Below are 20,773 nucleotides of genomic sequence, written 5' to 3'. Positions count from 1 at the left end.
CTAATCCCCTCCTTTGAAACTCACCATTCCGTTCCGTCCCTAGAACTGCGCGGGGCAGGCGAAGCTGGCAATTGCATCCAGCTTGAACGGATTGAGAACCGAGCCGAACTGAATATCGAATTCGGCAGCCTGTCCGCCATTCTCAAACCGCACCCGCAGCAGATCACCCGACTGGTTCTCGATATCGGCACCGTCGAACAGGCGGAAGGGCGACCAGTCGCCATTTTCGGTTTTGGCCTGCTGCCAGCCGCCGGGCTGGAAGGCGATGCGTGACAGGCTTGCCGTGTTTTCGCGCGAAGGCCAGGTGATCGATTTCGCCTGGATCGGACCATGATAATAAACGACCCGCTCGCCCTCGATCTCCAGCATCACCGCGCTGGAGGCATTGGTGAGGGAGACGGGTTTGACATTGATCGAAACCGCCGGCGTCTCGCTACCATTCGGGAAAAAGGCGCGCGAAATCTTGTCGGCATTTTCGAACTGGGCGACTGCGCTGCTGGGAAGGCCGGCCGCGCCAAAGGTACCCTTCCAGCTCCATGGGGTCGTCGTCTTGTCGACAAACGGTTCCATGCGCTGTTTGAAGAAAGTCTGGAAAACCCCTGCCGGCCCGAAGAGACGCGTGAAATCCGCAATGGCGACATCGCGCGCGGAGGTCCGGTCGAAGGGATAACGACCGGTGACGATCGAAGAGCACAGGGAGGCTGAATCTGATGTCCAGAGTTCGGCGATGCGGCTGCGAGCGGACTTCACTGCGAGCGAGCCGACATCCGCCGCCACGCCTGCCACCCAGACGTCGAGCGGTGCCGGCAATTCGCGGGCCTGCTGCAGCAGGTCCTGATTGGCCTTGGTGAGCTGGCTGTCCACGTCGAACACCTTGGCGACTTCATCGGAGGTTGTTGCCGAGCGGGCAAGCTGTTCGTTCAGCAGCTTGAAATGCGCGAGCAACTGTTCCGACGGCGAACCACCGGTCTTGTCGCCATTGGCCTGCTCGCCCGTTGTGGCTGCGCCTTTTGTCGCCAGCATGTCGCGCAGTCTCGCATAGGGATCGGACGCATTCACCGAGGCCACCATAACGGCTGTGGTTGCGTCGCCTTCCGCAGTGGAGGCGAGGGTGGCGGGGTTTGCTCCGGGGCGGAGATCGGTCGCCTCCGAGATCGATCTGGCGGCCTCCATCACTATATTGCGCTCATTGGCGAGCGCACGAGTGGTTTCCACTGCGTCGCCGAGGGTCTGGGACGGTTTGACCCGAAGGTCGGCCAGCATATCAGCCCATTTTTTCTCAAACCGGTCGAAATAGATTTGCAGCGCGGCCTGCGCCACCTGCTCCACGGTCGCGCCCTTGATGGCATCATCAGAACCGCGCACCCAGCCTTCGGAAAGCGCGATGCGGGCGGCATGAGCGACTTGCGGAATGACGACACGGTGATATCCATCCGCAGTGAAAAGGCCCTCTATGCCCTCCGCCATAGGCGCTTTGCTGCGACGCTCGAAAGCCCGCTCCCCCAGAGGACCGAAAGCCGCCGCGGGTGTCCATTCCATCAATTCGCGCACCTGCGGAAGACCGGCGAGAATATCGTAGGCGCGTGTGCTAATCGCGTGATCGCGGATCGTTTCGCGGGCGGTAGCGATGAGCCGCGCATCGAGCTCGATCGGTGCAAGCACGCCGTTGGCCAGCGCCTTTGCGTGCTGGTCCAGCGCTTCTCGCACCGCAGCCCTTCCATCACCAGGGTAAAGCGATGCGAACATCTGATGCGTCTGCACGGTCAGGAAATCGCGGTCCAGTGCACCCATCCCGCCCAGCATTCCATAGAGTTTCAGCGAATTGAACGTGCGGGTGACATCCTTCTCGTCCTTAAGCTGCTTTTGCAGCTGCACGATCATGCGCGGCAGCAGCAGGGCGTTGAGCGCGCGCTGATAGGCATCACGCTGGCGCCCGGCAATCTTTTCTTCCTGATCGAGACCGAAGCTGACATTCCACATGCGTTCGCGGGCAAAGCCGGAATTGGCATCGCGCAGATTGTCGAGCGCGGGGAGGATGCGCAGGAAATCCGCATCTGCGACGTCTCGTACGGGAATTCCCTGAACGAGCTGCTCATAAGCGCCAAGTTTGCGATCCGCTTCGGCGAGCGCCTGTGTATTGGCGAAATAGGTGAAAATCCAGCCAGTGAAGACAATGGCGACCGCCGCGGCGGATGCGCCATAGGCAATGCGGCGCACCAGCAATTGCCGCCCGGAAAGGCGTTTGTCGCGCATCACCAATGCGGCTTCGGGAAAGATGACATCCTTGAACAGCCGCGAGAGGAAGTAGCTCCGGCGGGTTTTGGGGGCTGCGGGAGATCTTTCCGTTTCCGGCTGCGTTCCCGACGCTAAATAAACGCCGCGCAGAAGCGGGGGCTCAATGAGAGGTGAACTTGCGCAAAGCTCGGCAAGCGCTTCATGCAGGCGGTCCTTCAGACGCGCCAGCTCGGCCGGAAAACGGAAGATACGTCCGCGTATCTCCGCATTCTGTTCCTGCTGCAGGCGTTCGATCAGCATGGCATCGACCCGCTGCTGCAGCAGCTCGAATTCTTCCGTCAGGCGCTGCGGCAGGTTCTCGGCGGAGTAGCTCTCATCCAGCTTGAAGGTTGTGCCCCAAACCTGCTGGCGATCGGTCTTGTTGAAACCGTCGAAAAACTCCACGAAACCATGCAGCAGATCGGCCTTCGTCAGAACGATATAGACCGGGACCCGAGCGCGCAGATATTCGTCGAGTTCCGAAAGCCGCTGACGGATGGAGCGCAGTTCCTGCCGCTGTTCTTCGGGATCACGGTTGAGCAGATCGGGGATGGATAGGGTAACCAATGCGCCGTTGATCGGCTGCGAACGGCGATATCGCCTCAGGAGGCTGAGAAAACCTTCCCAGCCGGCCTTTGAGGATCCGTCGAGATCGTCCTGCGTGGTATAGCGGCCGGCGGTGTCTATCAGGATCGCCTCATCGGCGAACCACCAGTTGCAGTTGCGCGTGCCGCCAATGCCCTTCACCGCATTTTCGCCGAGCGCATCGCCAAGCGGAAATTGCAGGCCGGAATTGGTGAGTGCCGTCGTCTTGCCGGAACCGGGGGCGCCGAAGATCACATACCAGGGCAGGTCGTAAATATAACCGAAGCGCTTTTTCGTGACGCGTCGCAAGAGAGCGAGCGCTTCCTTCAGGCGTGTCTGGATTTCGCCGATTTCCGCCTGCCGATTGGCCAGCGCCTCGCGCTCGATACTGTCGACGAGTTCCTTGTCCTGCTTGCGTCCGCGGTAGATCGTGACGACGATGTAGACCAGCCAGATGGCGACGATGATGCCGATGGCGATGAGCCGGGCCTGCACCGTTCCAAGCGGCTTGAAATCGCCGAGCGCAATCAGATAGCCGTAGAACCAGATGACGACGCAGAGCGCTATCACCCATAAAAGCGACAGGAAACGTCGTCCGACGAGGGCCGCATAGCTCTCGACATAGGAGCGGATCGTATAAAAATAGCTCAATGGATTCATGGCTGGGTCTCTCCCGGCTGCTGTCCCGGACTGTTCTGTATGGGCGGCGAGAGAATGCCGGCATCGCTCAGTTTTTCATCGGGATTGGTCAGGACCATGATTTCTGTTCTGCGGTTTATCTGACGGCCTTCTTCCGTCTTGTTGTCGGCGATCGGGTCGCTGTCGGCCCGGCCTTCGGTCAGGATTGCTTCAGGGCCGGTGAATTGGGAAAGAATGTCTCCAACGGCCTTGGCGCGCGCCTCGGAAAGGTGCCAGTTCGATGGAAACTCCACCGTCTTGATCGGCACGGTGTCGGTATAACCGATGACCACCGCACGAAATTTCTCAGCCGCAAGCGCGCCGCCGATACGCTGGATGAGATCGCGGAACTGCGGGCTGACATCGGCGCTGCCTGTCGTGAACAGGCCCGAATTGTTGATGCGAACCCGCAGCCGCCCGTTCACATCCGCAAGGGTCACGAGCTTCCTGTCGACTTCTGGCTGCAGGAAGGCCATCAGCTTTTCAAGCCGGGAGGGTTGCCTCGGCTCCACGATTTTGGGTGGATCAACGACGCGGGGAGTTTCCACTTCAATTGGCGGCGGCGTTGGTGCAGGAGGGCTTGCGATCAACACGCTCGGTGTTTCGTTCGGCGGCAGATGAGCAAGTCTTTCGAAGGTGACATCGGATGCGCTGTTGAGCGACAGCGTGAAGAAGAGATAACCGAGCGCGAAGGCGAGCGCCATCAGCGACAGCAGGGTCCAGAGCGCCGCCATCGCGCGCAATGGCGTATGTCGGGCATCGACGCCTTTCCAATGCGGAGAAAGCTCCCGTTCGAAGGCGCCATATTGGCCGATCAGCGTTTTGTAGAGGCTGTCGCGGATGCGTGAAAGCTCGAGCGCTCCTTTCGGTGAAACGCGGGTTCGTCCCTCGAAAGCCAGCGACAAGCACAGATAGATCAGAAGCAGCAGATCCTTGTTGGCGCCGGGCGACTGGTGGAAATGGTCGAGAATGTCGAAAACCCGGTCGCCGCCAGTGACGTCATTGTGGAACGTGGAAACGAGCCCGGAGCGCGCCCAGCCTGCCCGCACACCCCAAGGCTTGCTGAGAACGACGTCATCGACCGTCGCGCAGACGACATAATGCGCAGCCCTTGCCCGCTCGGGGCTGATGCGGGCGGAGGCGAGGTCGCGTTCATAGCGTGTAATTGCTTCAACGCAGGCGCGGCGAAGCTGGTCGGGATCCGGCTCGGCATCGCTGAAGCGCAGCAGATGTGCGAGGTTGAGAAGGGGAGCTGCCGATTGCACAAGTGTCGGAACCTCCTCGCCGCCGAAGTGGAAACCGGTCAGCAGCTGTTCGACCGGCATGGCAGTCGCCTTTGCCCTGCTGGGGCCTGCCGGCTCGTCGGTCTCGACGATGTCCTCCAGGATTGCCGCCATGTTGCGGGCGTTCTGGTTGCGCCGGCGACTTTCCTCGGTGATCTCGACCACCGTTGGCAAGTCTTGCCAGGAAGAGGGGTTTTCCGTGCTCATTCGCGTAACGCCCACATTTCCATTTCAAGCCCAGGGAATTCGCCCGCTAGATGCAGGGCAATGGCTCCTGAAGTATCGAGCTGTTTCCAGAGCGGCGACTGCGTGTCGATCTCGAAATAAACGGTGCCGGATCGATAGGGCAGTTGCCTTGGCAGAACCGGCAGAGACCGCACGGGAATACCCGGCAGTGCCACATTGACTAGTTCGGAAATCCGTTCCACCGGACCGACCTTGATCTGTGCCGGGAGGCGACGGCGAATATCCTCCGCAGCCATATCCGCCCGCACGGCAAGCACGAAGCCAGCGTCGCGCAGAAGTGTGCGGTCGTGGATAGTGCCGACGCGGACGCCATGACGGCGTTCCACCAGTTCGATTGCGACGGCCGCCTGTTCCAGAACCGCAGACAGCGAGGTGCGCAGATCATCAAACACAGCGCCGAAGGTGGCTTTCAGATCCTCGTGTCGATAGGGCGGGAAATCTGTCGCCCGCTTCCTGTCCATTGTGAAGGTGGCGAGCTCGCCGGCAAGCTGGATGCAGTCTTCGTAAAAGCGGATGGGATGAAAACGCGTAGCGTTGGCACTGCGATGGGCGAGTAGCGGATCGGCCCGGTTGAGGATCTGCAGCAGGAAATAATCGCCCACTTCCGCCGTCCCCCGGATCGTCGGATCACCGATGCGTTCGGCGATCGCCTGGGCGCGGTGGCGCACAATCCCAAGAAGCTCCGTCAGCAATTCGTTGAGACGGGGCGCTGCCGCGCAGCTGAGGCTTGGAGGGATGAAATCAGGATCGAGAATGACCGCACGGTCGGAGCGGACTTCGATTACCCGCGCCAGCCCGATGAGTTCATAACCGGAAAGATCGTCACCGGTCTTGAGGAACTTCAGGCTCAGGCGGCCGACATCAATCGGGGCGACGAAATCCGTCTCCATATTGGTATCGGAGACTTCATAGGTGGATGCGGTGAAACGCACATTGTTGGTGTCGTTGTGGCCGCTGGCGGACATGTCGGCCTTACCCGGCTGCCGGGCCGGCAGGGCGAGATAGATGATGGCATTCTTGACGCTCTCGTCGAGATCGAGCGGCGGCGGCAGGTCGGAATCCTCAGGCGCCTCGAAGGGCGTGCCGTCGGGAAGGATGCCGCGCAGGTTCGACAGAGCGAATTGCCCTATCGACAAGGCGCTGCGATCGACCCCGATCTCAACGATCCCCCACGGATAGGGCGAAAGGTTGCGTGTGGTGTTGCGCACCAGGCGTTCGGTCCAACGGTCGGACTGCTGAAAATGCTGGACGCGAAGAAACATGCCCTCGCTCCAGGCTACACGGTTCTCATGTCTCATCGTGGTCATTTACCCCCTTGGCATCGGCTGTGGCCGCGTCAGTCTGCCGTACCGGCGCGGCTTCACCACGCGCTGCGCGCTGCAGGAACTGCCTGACCGGCAATGGACGGCCGTTTTCTTCAAATTGCTTTTTGTAGGCGGACCAGTAGTCTGTTTTGATGATCAGCCCCTGCCAGTCCCGGCGGCCGATCTTTGCCCGGAAATCGTTGCCGGCATCGACAGACGCCTCGATAAACCTCGGCTCGAGCCTTTGCGTGCAACCATGGATCAAAGTTTCGAGCGCGTAGGCAAGTTGCCGCTGCTGGCGGATGAGCCTTTCCATCCGCTCGCTCAGGGAGGCTGACGAACCTTGGCCAGCGTGCTCGCTCTCCAGGTCGAGAACGGCTAGACAATCGGCGCTTTCCTGCTCCAGCGTGGTTAGAAGATCACCAATCTCCGGCGCGGTAGAAACGCCTGCAGCCGATGCGTTTTCCACTCGTAAGTTTTCTTCTGTCTCCGGGAAAACATTGTCGAAATCTTCGCTGCGGGCGGTCGAAACGGGACGAGAGATCATGACGGGCGTGTTTAGCGCGTCGGTATGTTCGTGCTCGCTGCTTGCAACCGGCTCCTCATCCCAGTTATCAGGAAGAATGGCACTTATTCCATGCGCCGCGGGCGGTTCGCTCCAGCCGATCTCGACATTTCGCGAAATGGATTTCGCCTTCCGTTTGGCGCCCTCGCGCCATGTTTCGGACCAGTCGTCGACAGAGGCAGTGTTGCCCATCATGCCGCCGGCCGAACGGCCGTTCGGGGCGATGTCCGCAAGGATCGCCGAAATGGTCAGCGGCTCGTCGCTCATTCGCAGGGATGCGTCGGGGTCGGAAAAATCCAGTTCGGCATCGCCGCTGATGGCGACCTGAAAAACCTGCCCGCCAATGTTGATTTGCGAACCGTCGCGGAGACGTGCGCTTTCGCCTTCGAGCAGAAGGCGGCCATCGACCAGCGTGCCATTCGCGCTCTGGTCCATTATCGTGAAGCCTTCGCCATCGCGGTTGAGTGTACAGTGCAGCTTGGAAACGCGCCGTTCATTGTCGTCGATCTGCCAGTCGCATTCCCGCGAACGGCCAATGACGCGGCGGCCGCGCTCGAAGGTCCACTGACTGGCTCTAGCTGCTCCGATATTGCGTGTGTCCTTGAGTGCAAGCTTCATATCCATGCCCCCTCACGCGGAAATCGCCGAGCCTTCCCGCTCGGTCACCACAGCGTCAGCGCTGTCTTGTTGGGCGGGTGCCACGCGAGCCCAGCTGTTCCAGCCGAGACGGGCGGGAGCATCGGACTGGCCGAGGCGGCAAAAGGGAATGTCCTCCTTTTTCAGGATCACCTGCACATCGAAGTGCAATGCGCTTCCGACGAACAGGCGTGTCAGAGAAAATATTTCCGCAAGCCGTTTCGAACCGGGCGTGAGGGCCAGGTAATCCGCATATGCGACAGGGCCGATCACGACCCGGAAGCCCCCGCTCATATCTTCGACAGCGCTTCCCGCTGTCGAGTTCTGTCCGAGCCTCAGTCCTGATGCCTGCCCCAGCTGGCTTTGTTCGTGAAGCGGTAAAGCCACCCAACGCCGGCGAAACTGTTCGATATGGACCGGAAGTCCCGTGAATTCGCAAAGCATTGATGTCAGGGCCGAAACATTGCGGTTGCGGCCGGCCAGAAGACCGCTGAAACGCAGGAGCGCGTCTTCGCTCACGCCTGCTTTCTCGACCAGACCGGCAGTGCGGAACCCGATGAGGGCGAGCAGTGTTTTGCGGAAACCGTTGTCCCTCTGATCGGCCGACCAGCGCAAACCCCTTGCAAGACGGTATTTTTCCGTCGCGGATACAAACAGCTCGCTGAACCTTGCCGCAAAAAGGTTGAAGAAGCTGGCCAGCGCGCCCGAACGATTGCGTTCTTCCCGTTGCAGCAGTTCGCCGTATGCCGGCGGTAGCGAACCAAGCGGGCCGACGATGGGCGCGAAAGCTGATTTCAGTTCGGCATGACCGCGCTTTCGGCTGAAACCGCTGACTGCAAGCGGTGTCGGCTGTATTCCGCCATGAGCACCGATGACGATCGCGTCATCCGGCGAAACGAACTGGGCGACGCGAAACGCGGTTGCAGGGTCAAAGCGGCCGGGATCGTCGCTGAGAAGCGCCGCCTGTCGGTCTTTGATGGTTGGCGTCTGCTGTAACATACCCGTCTCCTAAAGCAGCGGCCGGTCGGCCGCGCGGGCTGGCCAGCGGGCAATCGGTTTGGAGTGGCCGCGCATCGTCGCCGTCAGTCGCGTGAAACTGTTGATCGAGGTGTAGAGCCCGAAGAAATGGTTGAGGACGCCGGCGAAAACAAATGCGGCAGGTCGCGCGATCAGTGCCGGGTCAAACTCCACCGTGATATCTGTTCCCGGTACCATTGCCGAGCCAATCCGGGCATGAGAATTCTGCGCCTCGACATTGCTGATCGCCTCCACGATCTGTCGGGTTTCCGGGCTGTCCCTGAAGGAATAAAGCGAGAGAATGTCCTTCAGCGGCGCGCCGCCGTTGTCGCTGAGCGAGAGATGGTTGAGGAGAAGATGTGAGATCAGCCGCCACTCGCGTGCCGAACGCTCGTTGACGCGGATCGCCTCCGTCGGCGGCATAAGCGCATGGATGGATTTCACCGCCTCGTTGCCGGTAGAAAGCTGCAGGAATGGGTGCCCGCCGCCAAAGGGAAGCTGGCTTGGCAGTTCGCGGTTGAGGCAAAGTGTATCAATGCTTGCCACCATGTCGAGCGGCCCAAGCGGGCCGCGCTTCTGATCCACGAAGGCGATGTCCGTATCGGAAGAGCCGTCATCATCGAACCGGCGCTGTATCTGCCAGTAAACGTTTGCGCCATTATTGCGCTGTGTGCGACCAAAAAACGGAGACGTCTTCTCGGTCTGTCCGGAACGGCTGGTCAGTTGAACGTTTTCAACGGCATAGATCTCGCGCGTCCGCTGCCGCCGTGCATCCGGCAGCAACCTGTATTCCGTCCGCGTACCATCAAGACTGAGCGGTTCGCAACTTTGTTTGAACAGGTTGATCACCGGTGAGGCGTTCAACACAAAATCTCTGACCGACACCATGCGCTCAAGCCGCGTGTCCGCCGCATCCAGATAAATGTATAGCTCGCAGTCGCCGCCGCCCCATTTCTGCAGGCCGTCAATATCGAGAAACAGAAATTTCTGCGGCAGCGCGAAGAATTCGGTGAGAAGCCGGTATCCATCAAAACTGTTGGCTGGATATGGCAGCATGGCTTTGTCGCGAGAGTACCCGGACGGCGTAAGACTTCCGGCGGGCAGGAAAACGGCTTCCTTGTCCTCGGCGTGACGCGCAAGCGCCATGCCGACGCAATGGTTGGTCAAAAGCTCGTAAAGCGCTGTCGCCTGCTGCCATGCGGCGGACAGGAAAATCTGGAGTTTCGTCAGTCCCATTTCCGGGAAAGTACCGCTGCGCGGGGCCGTGCTGCGTAGCGAAAGCCTCAAACAGCTGGCCGTGCCGGCAAAGGACGCCGAAAAAGGGGCATCGATCGGCTGACCGGTGAGTGTGGCAGCTGCGATCTCCAGTGGAACGATCTCGACGTCCTGCGTGGTGCGGAAACGGCAGCTTTCGCCGCCAACCGGTTCGGCGAGAATTTCGCTGTGGCGGGGAAGCGTCTGCACGGTTGCCAGCGCCGGGCTCGGGGCGAATTGCACGACGCTCATCGAAGGGATCGGGGCAAGATAATGCGGATAGAGCGTTTCCAGCAGACTGTCCGACAGTTCGGGGAATTCGTCATCCAGCTTCTGGCGCACCCGGGCGGCGGAATAGGCGAAACTCTGGATCAGACGCTCGACATGCGGATCGTCGGCAACGTCGCCCGTCATCCGCAGCCTTCCGGCGATCTTCGGAAACGCCGCCGCGAAACGAGATGCGCGCTTTCGCAGCGCAAAAAGCTCGTCATTGTACTTTTCGAGGAAGCCTTCAGCCATTCGTCGCCTCCACCAGGAATTGCTGCGTGGAAGGATCGATCCGGGATTCAAAGCTGATCGGCGGCATGCCTTCCTGTAGGCGGAAGCTTGCCTGTATGCGCATGCGAAGCGCCCGGTCACCATCCGTGCGGTTTTTCAGGATCGTCACATGCACGTCGGCAAGGCGTGTTTCGAACAGGGAAATCCGCCGCTCGATGCTGCGAGCGAGTCGCGCCTTGGAGGCATCCGTCACCAGATTGGCTGAAAGAATGCCGTCCACGCCGTAGCTTACGAGGGCATCGGACAGTTCCTTCAACGCAGCCGGCGGGCCGGCCGGGTTGCGGCGAGTATTGAGCAATGCCTCGAGGTCGCGGCGGATCACCTCGCGCATCTCGCGGGCCTGATCCTTCAGGCTGACGAGCATATCCGTTTCCGCATCCGGCGCGTCATCGAGCAGCCGGTCCAGAACCGAGCGCGACAGCGTCCTTTGCCGTGCGCGATATTGCTCCAGCGGATCAACCACGGGCGATCTGCCTTTCTTCGTCGGACAGGGCGGAAAGCGCGCCGATTTCGTGGAACGGCACAACATCGTCGCCAATCAGCAGGCAGCGTTGGCCGAGACCCGTTATCAGTGGTTCACCCTCACTCCAGTGCGTTTCTCGACCGAGAAGGAGGCCGACATCGTCGCCCGCACCGTGATAGATCGCAGGAAGCAGCACGGATGCGACTGCCCCGTCGCGCAACGTCAGTTCGGCGCCGCGAAAGGCGAGGTCGCGCGGGCGGCTCATGGGGTCGATGCTGAGGCTCTCGATGCGTCCGTAATCGATCCAGAGATAACGTCCGCCGTTGGTCAGGACTTCCAGCGCATGCGGAACCCGATCGTCCAGATCGCGGATGTCGCCGGCGCTCTTGCCGTCGTGGCCGATTGGCACATTGCCGCGTTTTTCGTCGAGTTCATTCAACGCGTCTTTCGCGCCCTCGACATCGCCGCTCCGCGCGGCAATGTTCGCCCGGATGGCCAATTGGTCAAGTTCGGAGGGGCCGCCGGGGAAATCCGGTACGGCGCCGCTTTCAAACCACGCATTGCGTGCGGCCATGGCGCGCAGCTGGTGGCGGAAGAGGGAAAAACCGACGCTGTCCTGCGGTGAGAATGTTGCGGCCAGATTGCATTGCGCATCGGCCTTTTCATAGTCGCCGGCGAGGACCAGCAGATCGATGTAGAAATGGCGGCCATCCTTGTCGGTCGGCCTGGTTTTCACATGGTCCCGCGCGAGCCCGATTGCGTCTTGCAGCTGGTTGTCGTCCAGGAGGCGGGAAATTTCGTCGCGCAGCGTCATGCGGATATCCTTTGCGGCTCGGCCGAAGGCCGGGATGCGGCGGTGGCCGGCATCATGGTTTCGGCAATGAGGTGGAAGCTCGTGGAGACGTCATCGAGCTGGAAATGCGGCTGAAGGCGGACGGTACATGAGAATGTTCCGGGCTTGCCGGGAACCTCGAAGACATTGATCCCTGCAGAGCGCAGCGGATAGCGCGTGCGCAACGCCGCCTCCGCATCGTCGTTGCCGAGCGTATAGGAGGAAAGCCAGCTTTCCAGTTTACGCTCGATGGTCGTGGCATCGCTGAGCTGGCCGATGTCATCGCGCATGATGACCTTGAGGTAATGCGAGAACCGGGAGGCACACAGCACATATTGCAGCATGGCAGCGAGGCGGGCGTTCTGCCTCGCCGCTTCGGTGGAGTAATGGCCGGGTGCATGCAGGGATTGGTTGGCGTTGAAGATCGCCATGCCGGAAAGATAGGTTGTGGAGACGGGTACGATGCCCAGATCGGAAAATTGCTGTTCCTGCCCAGTCGTCAGTTGCACTTCCACGGGCGGCTGGGCGGACAGGCCGTTACTCTCGATGCCGAGATCAAGCGGTGGCAATTGTCGGACAGAGAGCATGCCGCCATCCACGGCGTCCTGTGTCACACCGCGCAGATCCGCAAACCAGCCGGAATCGACGAAATTGCGCACCACAACCGTTGCGAAGGCAAAGGCGGCGTTGCCCCACAGCAGGGTCTCGCCGCTTTCCGCCACATGCTCGCGGAATGGAAATCCGTCATCCCGCCCGCGCGCATAGGGCCTGTAGGGAGAACGTAGCAAAACGCGCGGTGCGACAAGGCCTACGAAGCGTGAATCGTCGCGTGCGCGAAGCGCATTCCACCGCAGCCGCGATTTCTCCTGTTTCAGCCAAGAAAAGTCATGGACCCGGCTGAGCTCCGAAAAGTCCTGCAGCCCAACGGTGGAGGGCGAAGCCGCCGCTACGAAAGGGCAGAAGGCGGCCGCAGCCACCATGCCGATCTGTGACAGCGTTGTGATGGAATCGGCACCATCAAGATCATCAGGGGAAAAGGCGTAGTCACCGATCAGAAGGCCGACCGGTTCGCCGCCCGGCATGCCAAATTCGCGGTTATAGACGACCTCGAAAAGATGGCTCTGGTCGAAGTCGGTGGCGCGTTCCGTGTTGCGGGCAAGGTCGCGCCAGCTGGCGTTCAGCAGTTTCACCTTCACGTCGGTGCTGCGGCCTGCCTCGCGCACGACCATGGCAAGCCCGCGCCATCTCGCCTCCATCGCCTGAAAATCGGGATGGTGGAGAATAGCGTTCACCTGGCCGGTCAGCGCATCGTCGATGAGGGCGATGAGCTGGTCGGCGAAAATACGGGCGTCCGTGAAGGACTGATGCGCCATGAGTGTGCTCCGGATGATGAACGGGGCCGGGGTGGCTGAGCACCCCGCACCAGGCTCAGTTCTTCGACGGAATACGGGCGACCATGCGCAGCGAGGTCGTCAGTTCTTCCATCTGCAACCAGGGCCGCATCCATGCGACCGCATTGTAGGCGCCGGGTTTGCCGGGCACTTCCTGCACGGTCACCTTGGCATCGCGCAGCGGATATTTGGCGCGGCTTTCCTCACCCGCCTCGTCATTGGCGTTGACGTAGTTGGCGATCCAGCGATTGAGCCAGACTTCGCAATCGGACGCTTCCATGAAGGAGCCGATCTTGTCGCGCCCCATGACCTTGAGATAATGCGCGAAACGCGACGTGGCCATGATGTAGGGCAGACGTGCCGAAACGGCGGCGTTGGCCGTTGCTTCCGGCTTGTCGTAGAGCTTCGGCTTGTGCGCGGTCTGGGCGCCGAAGAACACCGCATAGTCCGTGTTCTTATAGTGGCACAGCGGCAGAAAGCCGAGTTTGCCGAGTTCGGCGTCGCGGCGGTCGGTAATGCCGACTTCGGTCGGGCATTTCAGATCCAGGTCGCCGTCATCGCTGGAGAAGACATGCATGGGCAGGTTTTCCACCTTGCCGCCGTTTTCAGCCCCTCGGATAGCCGTACACCAGCCGCTTTTGGCGAAGGCATCGGTCAGCTTGGTGCCCATCACGTATGCGGCGTTCATCCAGCAATATTCGTCATGCTCAAGGTCACCATTCACCGCACCCTTGGTTTCGTCATAGGCGAAGTCATCGATCGGGTTGGTTTTCGGGCCGTAGGGCATACGCGCCAGCACACGCGGAAGAGCAAGCGTGACGAAACGGGAATCGTCACTTTCGCGGAAGCTGCGCCACTTGGCATATTCGACCGTGTCGAAAATCTTTTCCAGATCGCGCGGACGGGCGAGATCGCGATAGTCCTCGAAACCGAACATGTGCGGGCTGGCAGCAGAGATGAATGGCGCGAAGGCTGCCGCCGCTATCGATGAGACGCCTTGCAGCAGCTGGACGTCATCGAAGGAATTGTCGAATTCGTAATCGCCGATAATGGCGCCGAGCGGTTCGCCGCCGGGGGTGCCGAATTCGTCTTCATAGATCGCCTTGAAGAGGCGGGACTGATCGAATTCGACGGCTTTTTCGAGATCGCGCGCCAGTTCACGCTTGCCGGCATTCATGACGCGGATCTTGAGGTTGACGCTCGTTTCGGAGTTCTTGACGAGATAGTTCAACCCGCGCCAGGTGCCCTCAAGCTTGGCGAATTCGGGCGCCTGCATGATAGCGGCGAGCTGTTCGGAAATCGTGCGGTCCAGCTCCGCGATCGCGTGGTTAAGGGTGACGGTGAGGTTGCGATCATATTTTACCGTCCCCTTCAGTGCTTGATCGGTCAGCGTACGCAGGAGGTTCTGCGCGCGGTCCGGTTCGGTTTGACGGGTAGCGGCAACCACCTTGGACAGCAGTCCCTGATCTTCGGCGGTCGTTGCCTGTGCTTCATTTTTCAGCAGGCTCTCAGCGCTCATGTTTCAGTCCTTCCACATGCGGCTTTGAAAATGCCGCTTGAACAGTTAGAAGCCCCAAGCGGGGCCGTTCGAGGAGATTTTCCTCCACACAGGCGATTATTCGTTCGCGCCGTTCTTTTCCTTGAGTTCGGAAACCAGCGTTGCGAGGTCGGTCTTGTTTTGCAGAATATCCTCCAGCATCCGCTCCAGATCTTCCGAACGGTCGGCCTTGGAAAGAAGGTCGCGCAGTTCGTTGCGGGCATCCAAAAGCGCCTTGAGCGCCGGAACCTGCTGCACGACAGCGCCGGGTTCGAAATCATCCATACTTTCGAACTTCAGGTTGACCTGCATGTCCGTGCCATCCTTTTGCAGCGTATTGGCAACGGAAATATTGAGGCCGGGCGTCATGCGCCGCATGACTTCGTCGAAATTGTCGCGGTCGATCTGAACGAATTTACGCTCCCCGAACGGCTTGAGCGGCTGGGTGGGATTGCCGGAGAAATCACCGAGCACACCGACCACGAAAGGCAGTTCCTTGATTACCATCGCGCCTTCGGTTTCGACTTCGTATTTGATGTGAACGCGTGGTTTGCGAACACGCTCCAGCTTCTCATGTACACTTGCCATTTCAACCTCCTTGGTGCCCCTTGGCACAGACGACTGTTACGGAGTGGCGTCGCGCTCCGCGCTTTCTATTTTCCGTTGCTCTCTCCGCTTGGCTTGATGCCGGCGGCGGTTAAGACTGCGTTTCGAACCTGGGCTTCCGGCAAAAGCTCGGCCAGCAGCTCCGAAAAATCCATGCGTCCCCTGCGCACCAGTGTCTCTATGGCAAGGGAGATCGGTGAATGCGGCTCGGTACGGCGGAAGTAACGCGCAACCGAGAGAAGAGTTTCAAATGCTTCGTCGCGCGATAATATGCCTTCCGGTGCGGTCACGGCGGGCCGCGCGGCCGCCGGCCCGCTCTCGTCTGAACCGCTGATGCCCACAGGTTCCTGTTCGACGGATGCCGGCTCCTGGTCACGCCCGCCGAGCGAGCGAATTGCAGACGCTGCTTCGACCAGCGTGTTGCGGATATGGGAACTCGGTGGTGCGGATTGCCCGCAGCGCTCGGCAAGGATGGCCATGATGGCATCAAACGCGGAGAGGCACGCAGTCACCTCTGCCAACTGGGATGACATGGCGGCAACGCCAGTTTCAGACGCAAGCCGATATAGCTCTTCGCGACGTTTGCTCTCATTTGGGCGCTGCGCGAGTTGAAAGTCCCATAGGCTGTGTTCGCCAAATTTGCCGCCTGGGATCAATGAGGCGAGGCGCAAAGGCTGAACAAGCGTTCCTTCGCTGCCGACACCGTTCAATCCCGCTAAAGGTGCAAATTTTTCTTCGTCATTATCGTCGCTGATTGACCGCAGCGAGTCCCAGTGGTTGTAAAACAGCTCTTTGCCGAGGTCGTAGATTTCGCGCAGACCATGAAAGCCGCGCAGGCGCAGCGATGCTTCCGCAAGCCACGCCAATATTTCAACATCCTTGCTTTCGGAATATATAATCTGCAATCCAAGATTGCTGACATTATCCCAGCTACTGGATATTTTCAGGTTATCCTGCGGAGAAGCGGCGCGCTCTTCTGTACGAGCTTGGTTTCTTTCATCCTTAATTCTATAGTATATTTCACGCGTTCTTGCGTTGACCCGGATATTTTCTCCGCAGTCGTTCAGAAATTCTACATCTGTTTTAACGTTCGGCGCGTTCAACGGCAGTCTATCTCCGAGAAATAGTAATGGATTTTTTGTAGTTACTTCCCTTACGTAAGGCTATTCATAAGACAGACTTATTCTAAATGTGTCTAAATTGTGGCGTCTAGTGGATAATCTCATCTGACAAAAAATCAACTTCGGGGTGGACAAGTTGGTTTCATCATCATATTTACTCCACGTCACGTTGTGGAATGAACCCGGGCAGGAGGCTCATTGCATGTCGCATATCGATCTCAACCGCCTTGTTGGAGCGCTTGAGCCAGACCTGCGTGTTACCCTTGAAGCTGCGGCTTCTGTTGCGGTGCGCATGGGGCACAGATACGTGGATATCCCGCATTGGCTGCTTGCGGTTGTGGACTCCGGCATCTATGCGAAAACATTCGAGGAATTAAAAATTCCACTTCCGGTATTGCAGGCTGAAATCAGCCGCAGTCTGGAGGAGTCCATCATCGGCGACGGAGAGGCATTGTCGCTCTCCCAGAACATCCTCACGGCAGCCCGGGAGGCATGGATTCTCGCATCGCTGGAGGCTGGCCGCGACCGTGTTACGCTTTGCGATCTGCTGTTGGCGATGGATGAGGAAACCTCACTTCGCTCTTTCGTCCGCTCGGCATTTCCTTCTCTCAAGGCGATGGATCGCACCGCGCTTGAGCTTCTTCGCAACTCGACTGAAAATGGCGCAGGCGTGGATGTTCCTTCCGCGCTGGCAGGCTCAGGGCAGGCAGGGACAGGACAGTCTGCAGGCCAGAATGATTTCTTGCGCCTTTACACCCAGGACATGACCGCAGATGCCCGCAATGGCAAGGTTGATCCTGTTATCGGCCGCGATGATGAGTTACGCCAGCTCGTTGATATTCTAACGCGCCGCCGACAGAACAATCCCATCCTGGTAGGTGAGGCGGGGGTTGGCAAAACGGCGGTTGCCGAGGCGCTGGCGCTGGAAATCGCGTCTGGCAACGTTCCGGAAAAGTTGCGCAATGTCCGCCTGCTGAACCTCGATATTTCGCTACTTCAGGCCGGTGCCGGCGTTAAGGGTGAGTTTGAGCGCCGCCTTCATGGCGTAATCGATGCGGTCAAACGTTCTACCGAACCGGTCATCCTGTTTATCGATGAGGCCCACGGTCTCGTTGGTGCGGGTGGTGCGGCCGGGCAGGGCGATGCGGCCAATATTCTCAAGCCCGCTCTGGCGCGGGGTGAAGTGCGCACCGTCGCGGCGACGACCTGGAGCGAATACAAGAAGTATTTCGAAAAGGATGCGGCGCTGACCCGTCGTTTCCAGCCTGTACATGTGCGCGAGCCGGATGAGACGACCGCCATACGTATGTTGCGCGGTGTCGCTGACAGCTTCGTCAGCCATCACAACGTTGTCGTTCGTGACGAGGCGGTCGTGGCCGCGGTGCAATTATCCGCACGCTACATGCCCGCGCGGCAGTTGCCGGACAAGGCCGTCAGCCTTCTCGATACGGCCGCGGCTGCCGTCTCACTGGCACGGCAGACCCAGCCGGAGCGGCTGCGCGCTATGGAAAGCGAGCGGCGCCTTCTCACCGATGAGTTGAACTGGCTTCTGCGTGAACCGCAGGATGGCGAGATTGACAGCCGTATCCAGTCGATACGGGGCGAAGTCGAAAAGCTTGAGAGTGGGATCGATGATCTGCGCAGCCGTTACGACGCGGAGATGGCTGAGCTAAGCGAAGAGCAGCCGGTTGAAGGCGATGTTTCCAATGTCTCTCCCCTGCGGCCTGCGGTTGAGGCAAAACCGGCAAATGCCGAGAGACTTGTCCCGACGGTCGTTGATCGTGAGGCGATCGCCGCCGTCGTTTCGCGATGGACCGGAATTCCACTTGGCAAACTTCTGGCGGACCAGATCGAAAGTGCCCGGACACTCGATGCGCGTATGCGGCAGCGGGTGGTGGGGCAGGATGCTGCAATTGCACGGATTGCCGATGCCATGCGCACTGCGCGGGCCGGATTATCCGATCCGCGCCGCCCGCCGGCCGTTTTTTTCCTTGTTGGCATGTCCGGAACAGGAAAGACCGAAACCGCGCTGTCGCTCGCCGATATGCTCTACGGCGGCAACAGCCATCTGACGACGATCAACATGTCGGAGTTCAAGGAAGAGCATAAGGTTTCGCTTCTTCTCGGTTCGCCGCCCGGCTATGTCGGTTTCGGCGAAGGCGGCGTGTTGACGGAAGCGGTGCGCCGTCGGCCGTTCGGGGTTCTGCTCTTGGATGAGATCGACAAGGCTCACCCCGGCGTCCAGGACATTTTCTATCAGGTGTTTGACAAGGGCGTGTTGCGTGATGGCGAAGGCCGCGACGTGGATTTCAAGAACACCACTATCTTCATGACGGCCAATACAGGCTCGGAGTTGCTCTCGGCGCTGTCGGCCGATCCCGACACGATGCCGGAAGGCGAAGCGCTGGAAGCGCTTCTGATGCCGGAGCTTACCAAACAGTTCAAGCCCGCGTTCCTCGGGCGCACGATCATTCTTCCCTTCATGCCGCTTGGTACGGAGGCGCTTGCAAGGATCGTGGATATGCAGATTGGCAAGATCAGGGAACGTGTGCTCGCAACATATGGCACCGGCCTGACCCTGTCCAATGTGGCGCGAGATGCCCTGGTGGCGCGCGCCGGTGCAAGTGAGATTGGCGCACGCGCCATTGAAATCATGATCGGCAAGGACCTCCTGCCGCCTCTTTCCAGCTTTTTCCTCGAAAAGGTAATCGCGGGAGAGCGTGTCGGGAACATTGTTGTCGATTTTGGTGAAAACGGGTTCGGCATTCGTGCCGAAGAGGCTGGGGAAGCAGATGAATTCGCCGTAACCGAAGAGGTTGGGGTGGATAAAGTTGCCGCGTCGGATGGGGCTACCCGACGCATGCGGCATTAAACGAAGGGTAACTCGGCCTCGGAGCAAGAGGTCATTTTAGCTACAGGAGCTTACAGCATGCCAATTTATCTGCAGATTGACGGTATCCAGGGCGACGCCACCCATGAAGAACATCGCAAGTGGATGGATATTGAAGCCATTCACTGGAACGTGGCCCGCAACATGAACACCTCTGCTGGTTCTGCTGCAAACCGCGAGGCATCCGAACCGACCATTTCGGAAGTCATTCTGACCAAGGTTAGCGATTCTTCTTCCACCAAGCTTTTCCAGGAAGCCTGCGCCGGCCGGACCGGCAAGCTCGCAACCATTCATCTGGTGACCACGGGTAATCCCGGCAACACCTATATCGAGTATCTGCTGACAAACACGCTTATCGCCAGCTACTCGGTGGATTCCAGCGGTGACCGTCCGGTGGAAACCGTCAAGCTCAACTTCACGAAGATGGAAGTGAAGTACACGCCGTTCGACGACAACAACTCGCCGCAGTCTCCGATGATCGCCTCCTACGATCTGGCGACGACGAAGGCTGCCTGATCGTGACGCGACCCGGTGCCGGCGTTGCCGGCACCGGAACGTTTTCAATGCAGTTTTGCAGCTCACGTCGTGATGTTTCACGTCGAGTTTGGTCTAGGTGGTTTTTTGATGCGCTCCCTATATGCGTTTTTTGTTTCCGTGCCGGTTGTTCTGGCATCTTCCGGTCTTTCGCCGGTCGGTGCGGCGGAGCGGACATGGATATTCTCTGGTGCCGAACTCAAGCAGGCCATCGAGGGTAAGCTTGCCCCGGAGGTGTCCGATCCGGAAATGCGGCGGCTGGTTTCCGTTGCAAAATCAAGCGCCTATATCGCTGGCGTGGCCGATCTGACGAGCGGATCGGACTGGTGTGGTGCAGGCGCCGTGGCGCCCCATGAACTCAACGACCGGATCTACACCTATCTCGGCGATCTTCCTGCGGAAAAACTGGATGAACAGGCAGCCACTCTCGTGCGGGAGGCGCTCAAGGTCTCCTTTCCCTGTGAGCAGAAAAGTAACTAGTGGGACGAACCATGCGCGTTAACTTTGACACTCTTTATAAGAATTATCCGAGCAGCGACCCGTCGCACCCGAACTATGTCAGCCAGCGTGATCTTTTCACGGAAATAGGCTGGGATGATTTTATCGGTAACCCGAACTATCACAATACCTGTGCCATCCGCGTTAGCATCGCTTTCGTGAAATCGGGGATCAACATCGTGCCAGCCTCGCATCGCATCCAGAAAGGTCCATATGCGGGCAAGGGCATTGAGGTGAACATGCGCCGCCTCGCAAATCTGGTGAAACGGACGAGCTATCTAGGCGAGCCCGAACCGTTTACCCCCGCGACAGCGCGTAATGGCATCGGTGCCCGTAACGGTGTTGTGGCGTTCAACAATATCCCTGGTTACACCGGAGGCGGCCATATCGATCTTGTGCGGGGTGGCTCAGAGGCCACCCAATGCGCGTCGGCCTGCTACTACAATTCGGAAACGATCTGGTTCTGGCCACTTCAGTCCAGCCGCGGGTCCTGATTAGGAG

The 20,773-nt window shown here is 59.4% G+C and carries 16 protein-coding genes; 4 read left to right on the top strand and 12 right to left on the bottom strand.

Annotation, left to right across the window (positions count from 1 at the left end; translation table 11 throughout):
* Positions 1-39 precede the first annotated feature (39 nt).
* The 12 genes from tssM to tssA form a co-directional block, all read right to left on the bottom strand.
* Positions 40-3,519 (bottom strand): type VI secretion system membrane subunit TssM, encoded by a 3,480-nt coding sequence (gene tssM, locus GH784_RS22860; RefSeq protein WP_153793832.1) that lies wholly within the window; start codon positions 3,517-3,519, stop codon positions 40-42.
* Positions 3,516-5,027 (bottom strand): type VI secretion system protein TssL, long form, encoded by a 1,512-nt coding sequence (gene tssL / locus GH784_RS22855; RefSeq protein ID WP_111802162.1) that lies wholly within the window; start codon positions 5,025-5,027, stop codon positions 3,516-3,518. Before tssL ends, tssM begins: the two co-directional genes overlap by 4 nt.
* Positions 5,024-6,364 (bottom strand): type VI secretion system baseplate subunit TssK, encoded by a 1,341-nt coding sequence (gene tssK / locus GH784_RS22850; RefSeq protein ID WP_153793853.1) that lies wholly within the window; start codon positions 6,362-6,364, stop codon positions 5,024-5,026. The genes tssL and tssK overlap by 4 nt, the downstream gene beginning before the upstream one ends.
* Positions 6,354-7,559, bottom strand: coding sequence for a type VI secretion system-associated FHA domain protein (locus GH784_RS22845; RefSeq protein ID WP_194842995.1), 1,206 nt, complete (start codon positions 7,557-7,559; stop codon positions 6,354-6,356). The genes tssK and GH784_RS22845 overlap by 11 nt, the downstream gene beginning before the upstream one ends.
* A gap of 6 nt (positions 7,560-7,565) precedes the next feature.
* Positions 7,566-8,570 (bottom strand): type VI secretion system baseplate subunit TssG, encoded by a 1,005-nt coding sequence (tssG, locus tag GH784_RS22840; protein WP_153793830.1) that lies wholly within the window; start codon positions 8,568-8,570, stop codon positions 7,566-7,568.
* Positions 8,571-8,579: 9 nt separating this feature from the next.
* On the bottom strand, positions 8,580-10,361 hold the full coding sequence (gene tssF, locus GH784_RS22835) for a type VI secretion system baseplate subunit TssF (protein ID WP_153793829.1): 1,782 nt from the start codon (positions 10,359-10,361) through the stop codon (positions 8,580-8,582).
* A complete protein-coding gene (tssE, locus tag GH784_RS22830) occupies positions 10,354-10,863 on the bottom strand; it encodes a type VI secretion system baseplate subunit TssE (RefSeq protein WP_013760992.1) in 510 nt (169 codons plus the stop codon). The genes tssF and tssE overlap by 8 nt, the downstream gene beginning before the upstream one ends.
* Positions 10,856-11,677, bottom strand: a complete 822-nt coding sequence (locus tag GH784_RS22825) for a type VI secretion system accessory protein TagJ (RefSeq protein ID WP_111796484.1) — start codon at positions 11,675-11,677, stop codon at positions 10,856-10,858. The genes tssE and GH784_RS22825 overlap by 8 nt, the downstream gene beginning before the upstream one ends.
* Positions 11,674-13,068 carry a type VI secretion system contractile sheath large subunit gene (gene tssC, locus GH784_RS22820; RefSeq protein WP_153793828.1) on the bottom strand — a complete coding sequence of 465 codons (1,395 nt, stop codon included), beginning with the start codon at positions 13,066-13,068 and terminating at the stop codon, positions 11,674-11,676. Before tssC (GH784_RS22820) ends, GH784_RS22825 begins: the two co-directional genes overlap by 4 nt.
* Positions 13,069-13,123: 55 nt before the next feature.
* Positions 13,124-14,605, bottom strand: coding sequence for a type VI secretion system contractile sheath large subunit (gene tssC, locus GH784_RS22815; RefSeq protein WP_004431481.1), 1,482 nt, complete (start codon positions 14,603-14,605; stop codon positions 13,124-13,126).
* Between the two features lie 96 nt (positions 14,606-14,701).
* A complete protein-coding gene (tssB, locus tag GH784_RS22810; RefSeq protein WP_153793827.1) occupies positions 14,702-15,211 on the bottom strand; it encodes a type VI secretion system contractile sheath small subunit in 510 nt (169 codons plus the stop codon).
* A 65-nt stretch (positions 15,212-15,276) separates the two neighbouring features.
* Entirely contained in the window at positions 15,277-16,332 is a 1,056-nt protein-coding gene (gene tssA / locus GH784_RS22805) for a type VI secretion system protein TssA (RefSeq protein ID WP_111790019.1), read from the bottom strand.
* Positions 16,333-16,552: 220 nt separating this feature from the next.
* Between tssA and tssH the strand changes: the two genes are divergently transcribed.
* The 4 genes from tssH to GH784_RS22785 all read left to right on the top strand — a co-directional run bounded on the left by tssH (position 16,553) and on the right by GH784_RS22785 (position 20,766).
* On the top strand, positions 16,553-19,222 hold the full coding sequence (gene tssH, locus GH784_RS22800; protein ID WP_153793826.1) for a type VI secretion system ATPase TssH: 2,670 nt from the start codon (positions 16,553-16,555) through the stop codon (positions 19,220-19,222).
* A 57-nt stretch (positions 19,223-19,279) separates the two neighbouring features.
* Positions 19,280-19,756, top strand: coding sequence for an Hcp family type VI secretion system effector (locus tag GH784_RS22795; RefSeq protein ID WP_004431488.1), 477 nt, complete (start codon positions 19,280-19,282; stop codon positions 19,754-19,756).
* Between the two features lie 108 nt (positions 19,757-19,864).
* Positions 19,865-20,254 (top strand): Rap1a/Tai family immunity protein, encoded by a 390-nt coding sequence (locus GH784_RS22790; protein WP_013760986.1) that lies wholly within the window; start codon positions 19,865-19,867, stop codon positions 20,252-20,254.
* 11 nt (positions 20,255-20,265) lie between these two features.
* Entirely contained in the window at positions 20,266-20,766 is a 501-nt protein-coding gene (locus GH784_RS22785; RefSeq protein ID WP_013760985.1) for a type VI secretion system amidase effector protein Tae4, read from the top strand.
* Positions 20,767-20,773: the final 7 nt, after the last annotated feature.

The sequence above is a fragment of the Agrobacterium tumefaciens genome (genome assembly GCF_009649785.1).
GTDB classification, from domain to species: Bacteria; Pseudomonadota; Alphaproteobacteria; order Rhizobiales; family Rhizobiaceae; genus Agrobacterium; species Agrobacterium tumefaciens.
This window is presented reverse-complemented; position numbering and strand designations above follow the sequence as displayed.

Bases quoted from the DNA above. Each gene is read 5' to 3' on its own strand.
- tssM (WP_153793832.1), bottom strand. From the start codon at position 3,519: ATGAATCCATTGAGCTATTTTTATACGATCCGCTCCTATGTCGAGAGC.
- tssL (WP_111802162.1), bottom strand. From the start codon at position 5,027: ATGAGCACGGAAAACCCCTCTTCCTGGCAAGACTTGCCAACGGTGGTC.
- tssK (WP_153793853.1), bottom strand. From the start codon at position 6,364: ATGAGACATGAGAACCGTGTAGCCTGGAGCGAGGGCATGTTTCTTCGC.
- GH784_RS22845 (WP_194842995.1), bottom strand. From the start codon at position 7,559: ATGGATATGAAGCTTGCACTCAAGGACACACGCAATATCGGAGCAGCT.
- tssG (WP_153793830.1), bottom strand. From the start codon at position 8,570: ATGTTACAGCAGACGCCAACCATCAAAGACCGACAGGCGGCGCTTCTC.
- tssF (WP_153793829.1), bottom strand. From the start codon at position 10,361: ATGGCTGAAGGCTTCCTCGAAAAGTACAATGACGAGCTTTTTGCGCTG.
- GH784_RS22825 (WP_111796484.1), bottom strand. From the start codon at position 11,677: ATGACGCTGCGCGACGAAATTTCCCGCCTCCTGGACGACAACCAGCTG.
- tssC (WP_153793828.1), bottom strand. From the start codon at position 13,068: ATGGCGCATCAGTCCTTCACGGACGCCCGTATTTTCGCCGACCAGCTC.
- tssC (WP_004431481.1), bottom strand. From the start codon at position 14,605: ATGAGCGCTGAGAGCCTGCTGAAAAATGAAGCACAGGCAACGACCGCC.
- tssB (WP_153793827.1), bottom strand. From the start codon at position 15,211: ATGGCAAGTGTACATGAGAAGCTGGAGCGTGTTCGCAAACCACGCGTT.
- tssH (WP_153793826.1), top strand. From the start codon at position 16,553: ATGTCGCATATCGATCTCAACCGCCTTGTTGGAGCGCTTGAGCCAGAC.
- GH784_RS22795 (WP_004431488.1), top strand. From the start codon at position 19,280: ATGCCAATTTATCTGCAGATTGACGGTATCCAGGGCGACGCCACCCAT.
- GH784_RS22790 (WP_013760986.1), top strand. From the start codon at position 19,865: ATGCGCTCCCTATATGCGTTTTTTGTTTCCGTGCCGGTTGTTCTGGCA.
- GH784_RS22785 (WP_013760985.1), top strand. From the start codon at position 20,266: ATGCGCGTTAACTTTGACACTCTTTATAAGAATTATCCGAGCAGCGAC.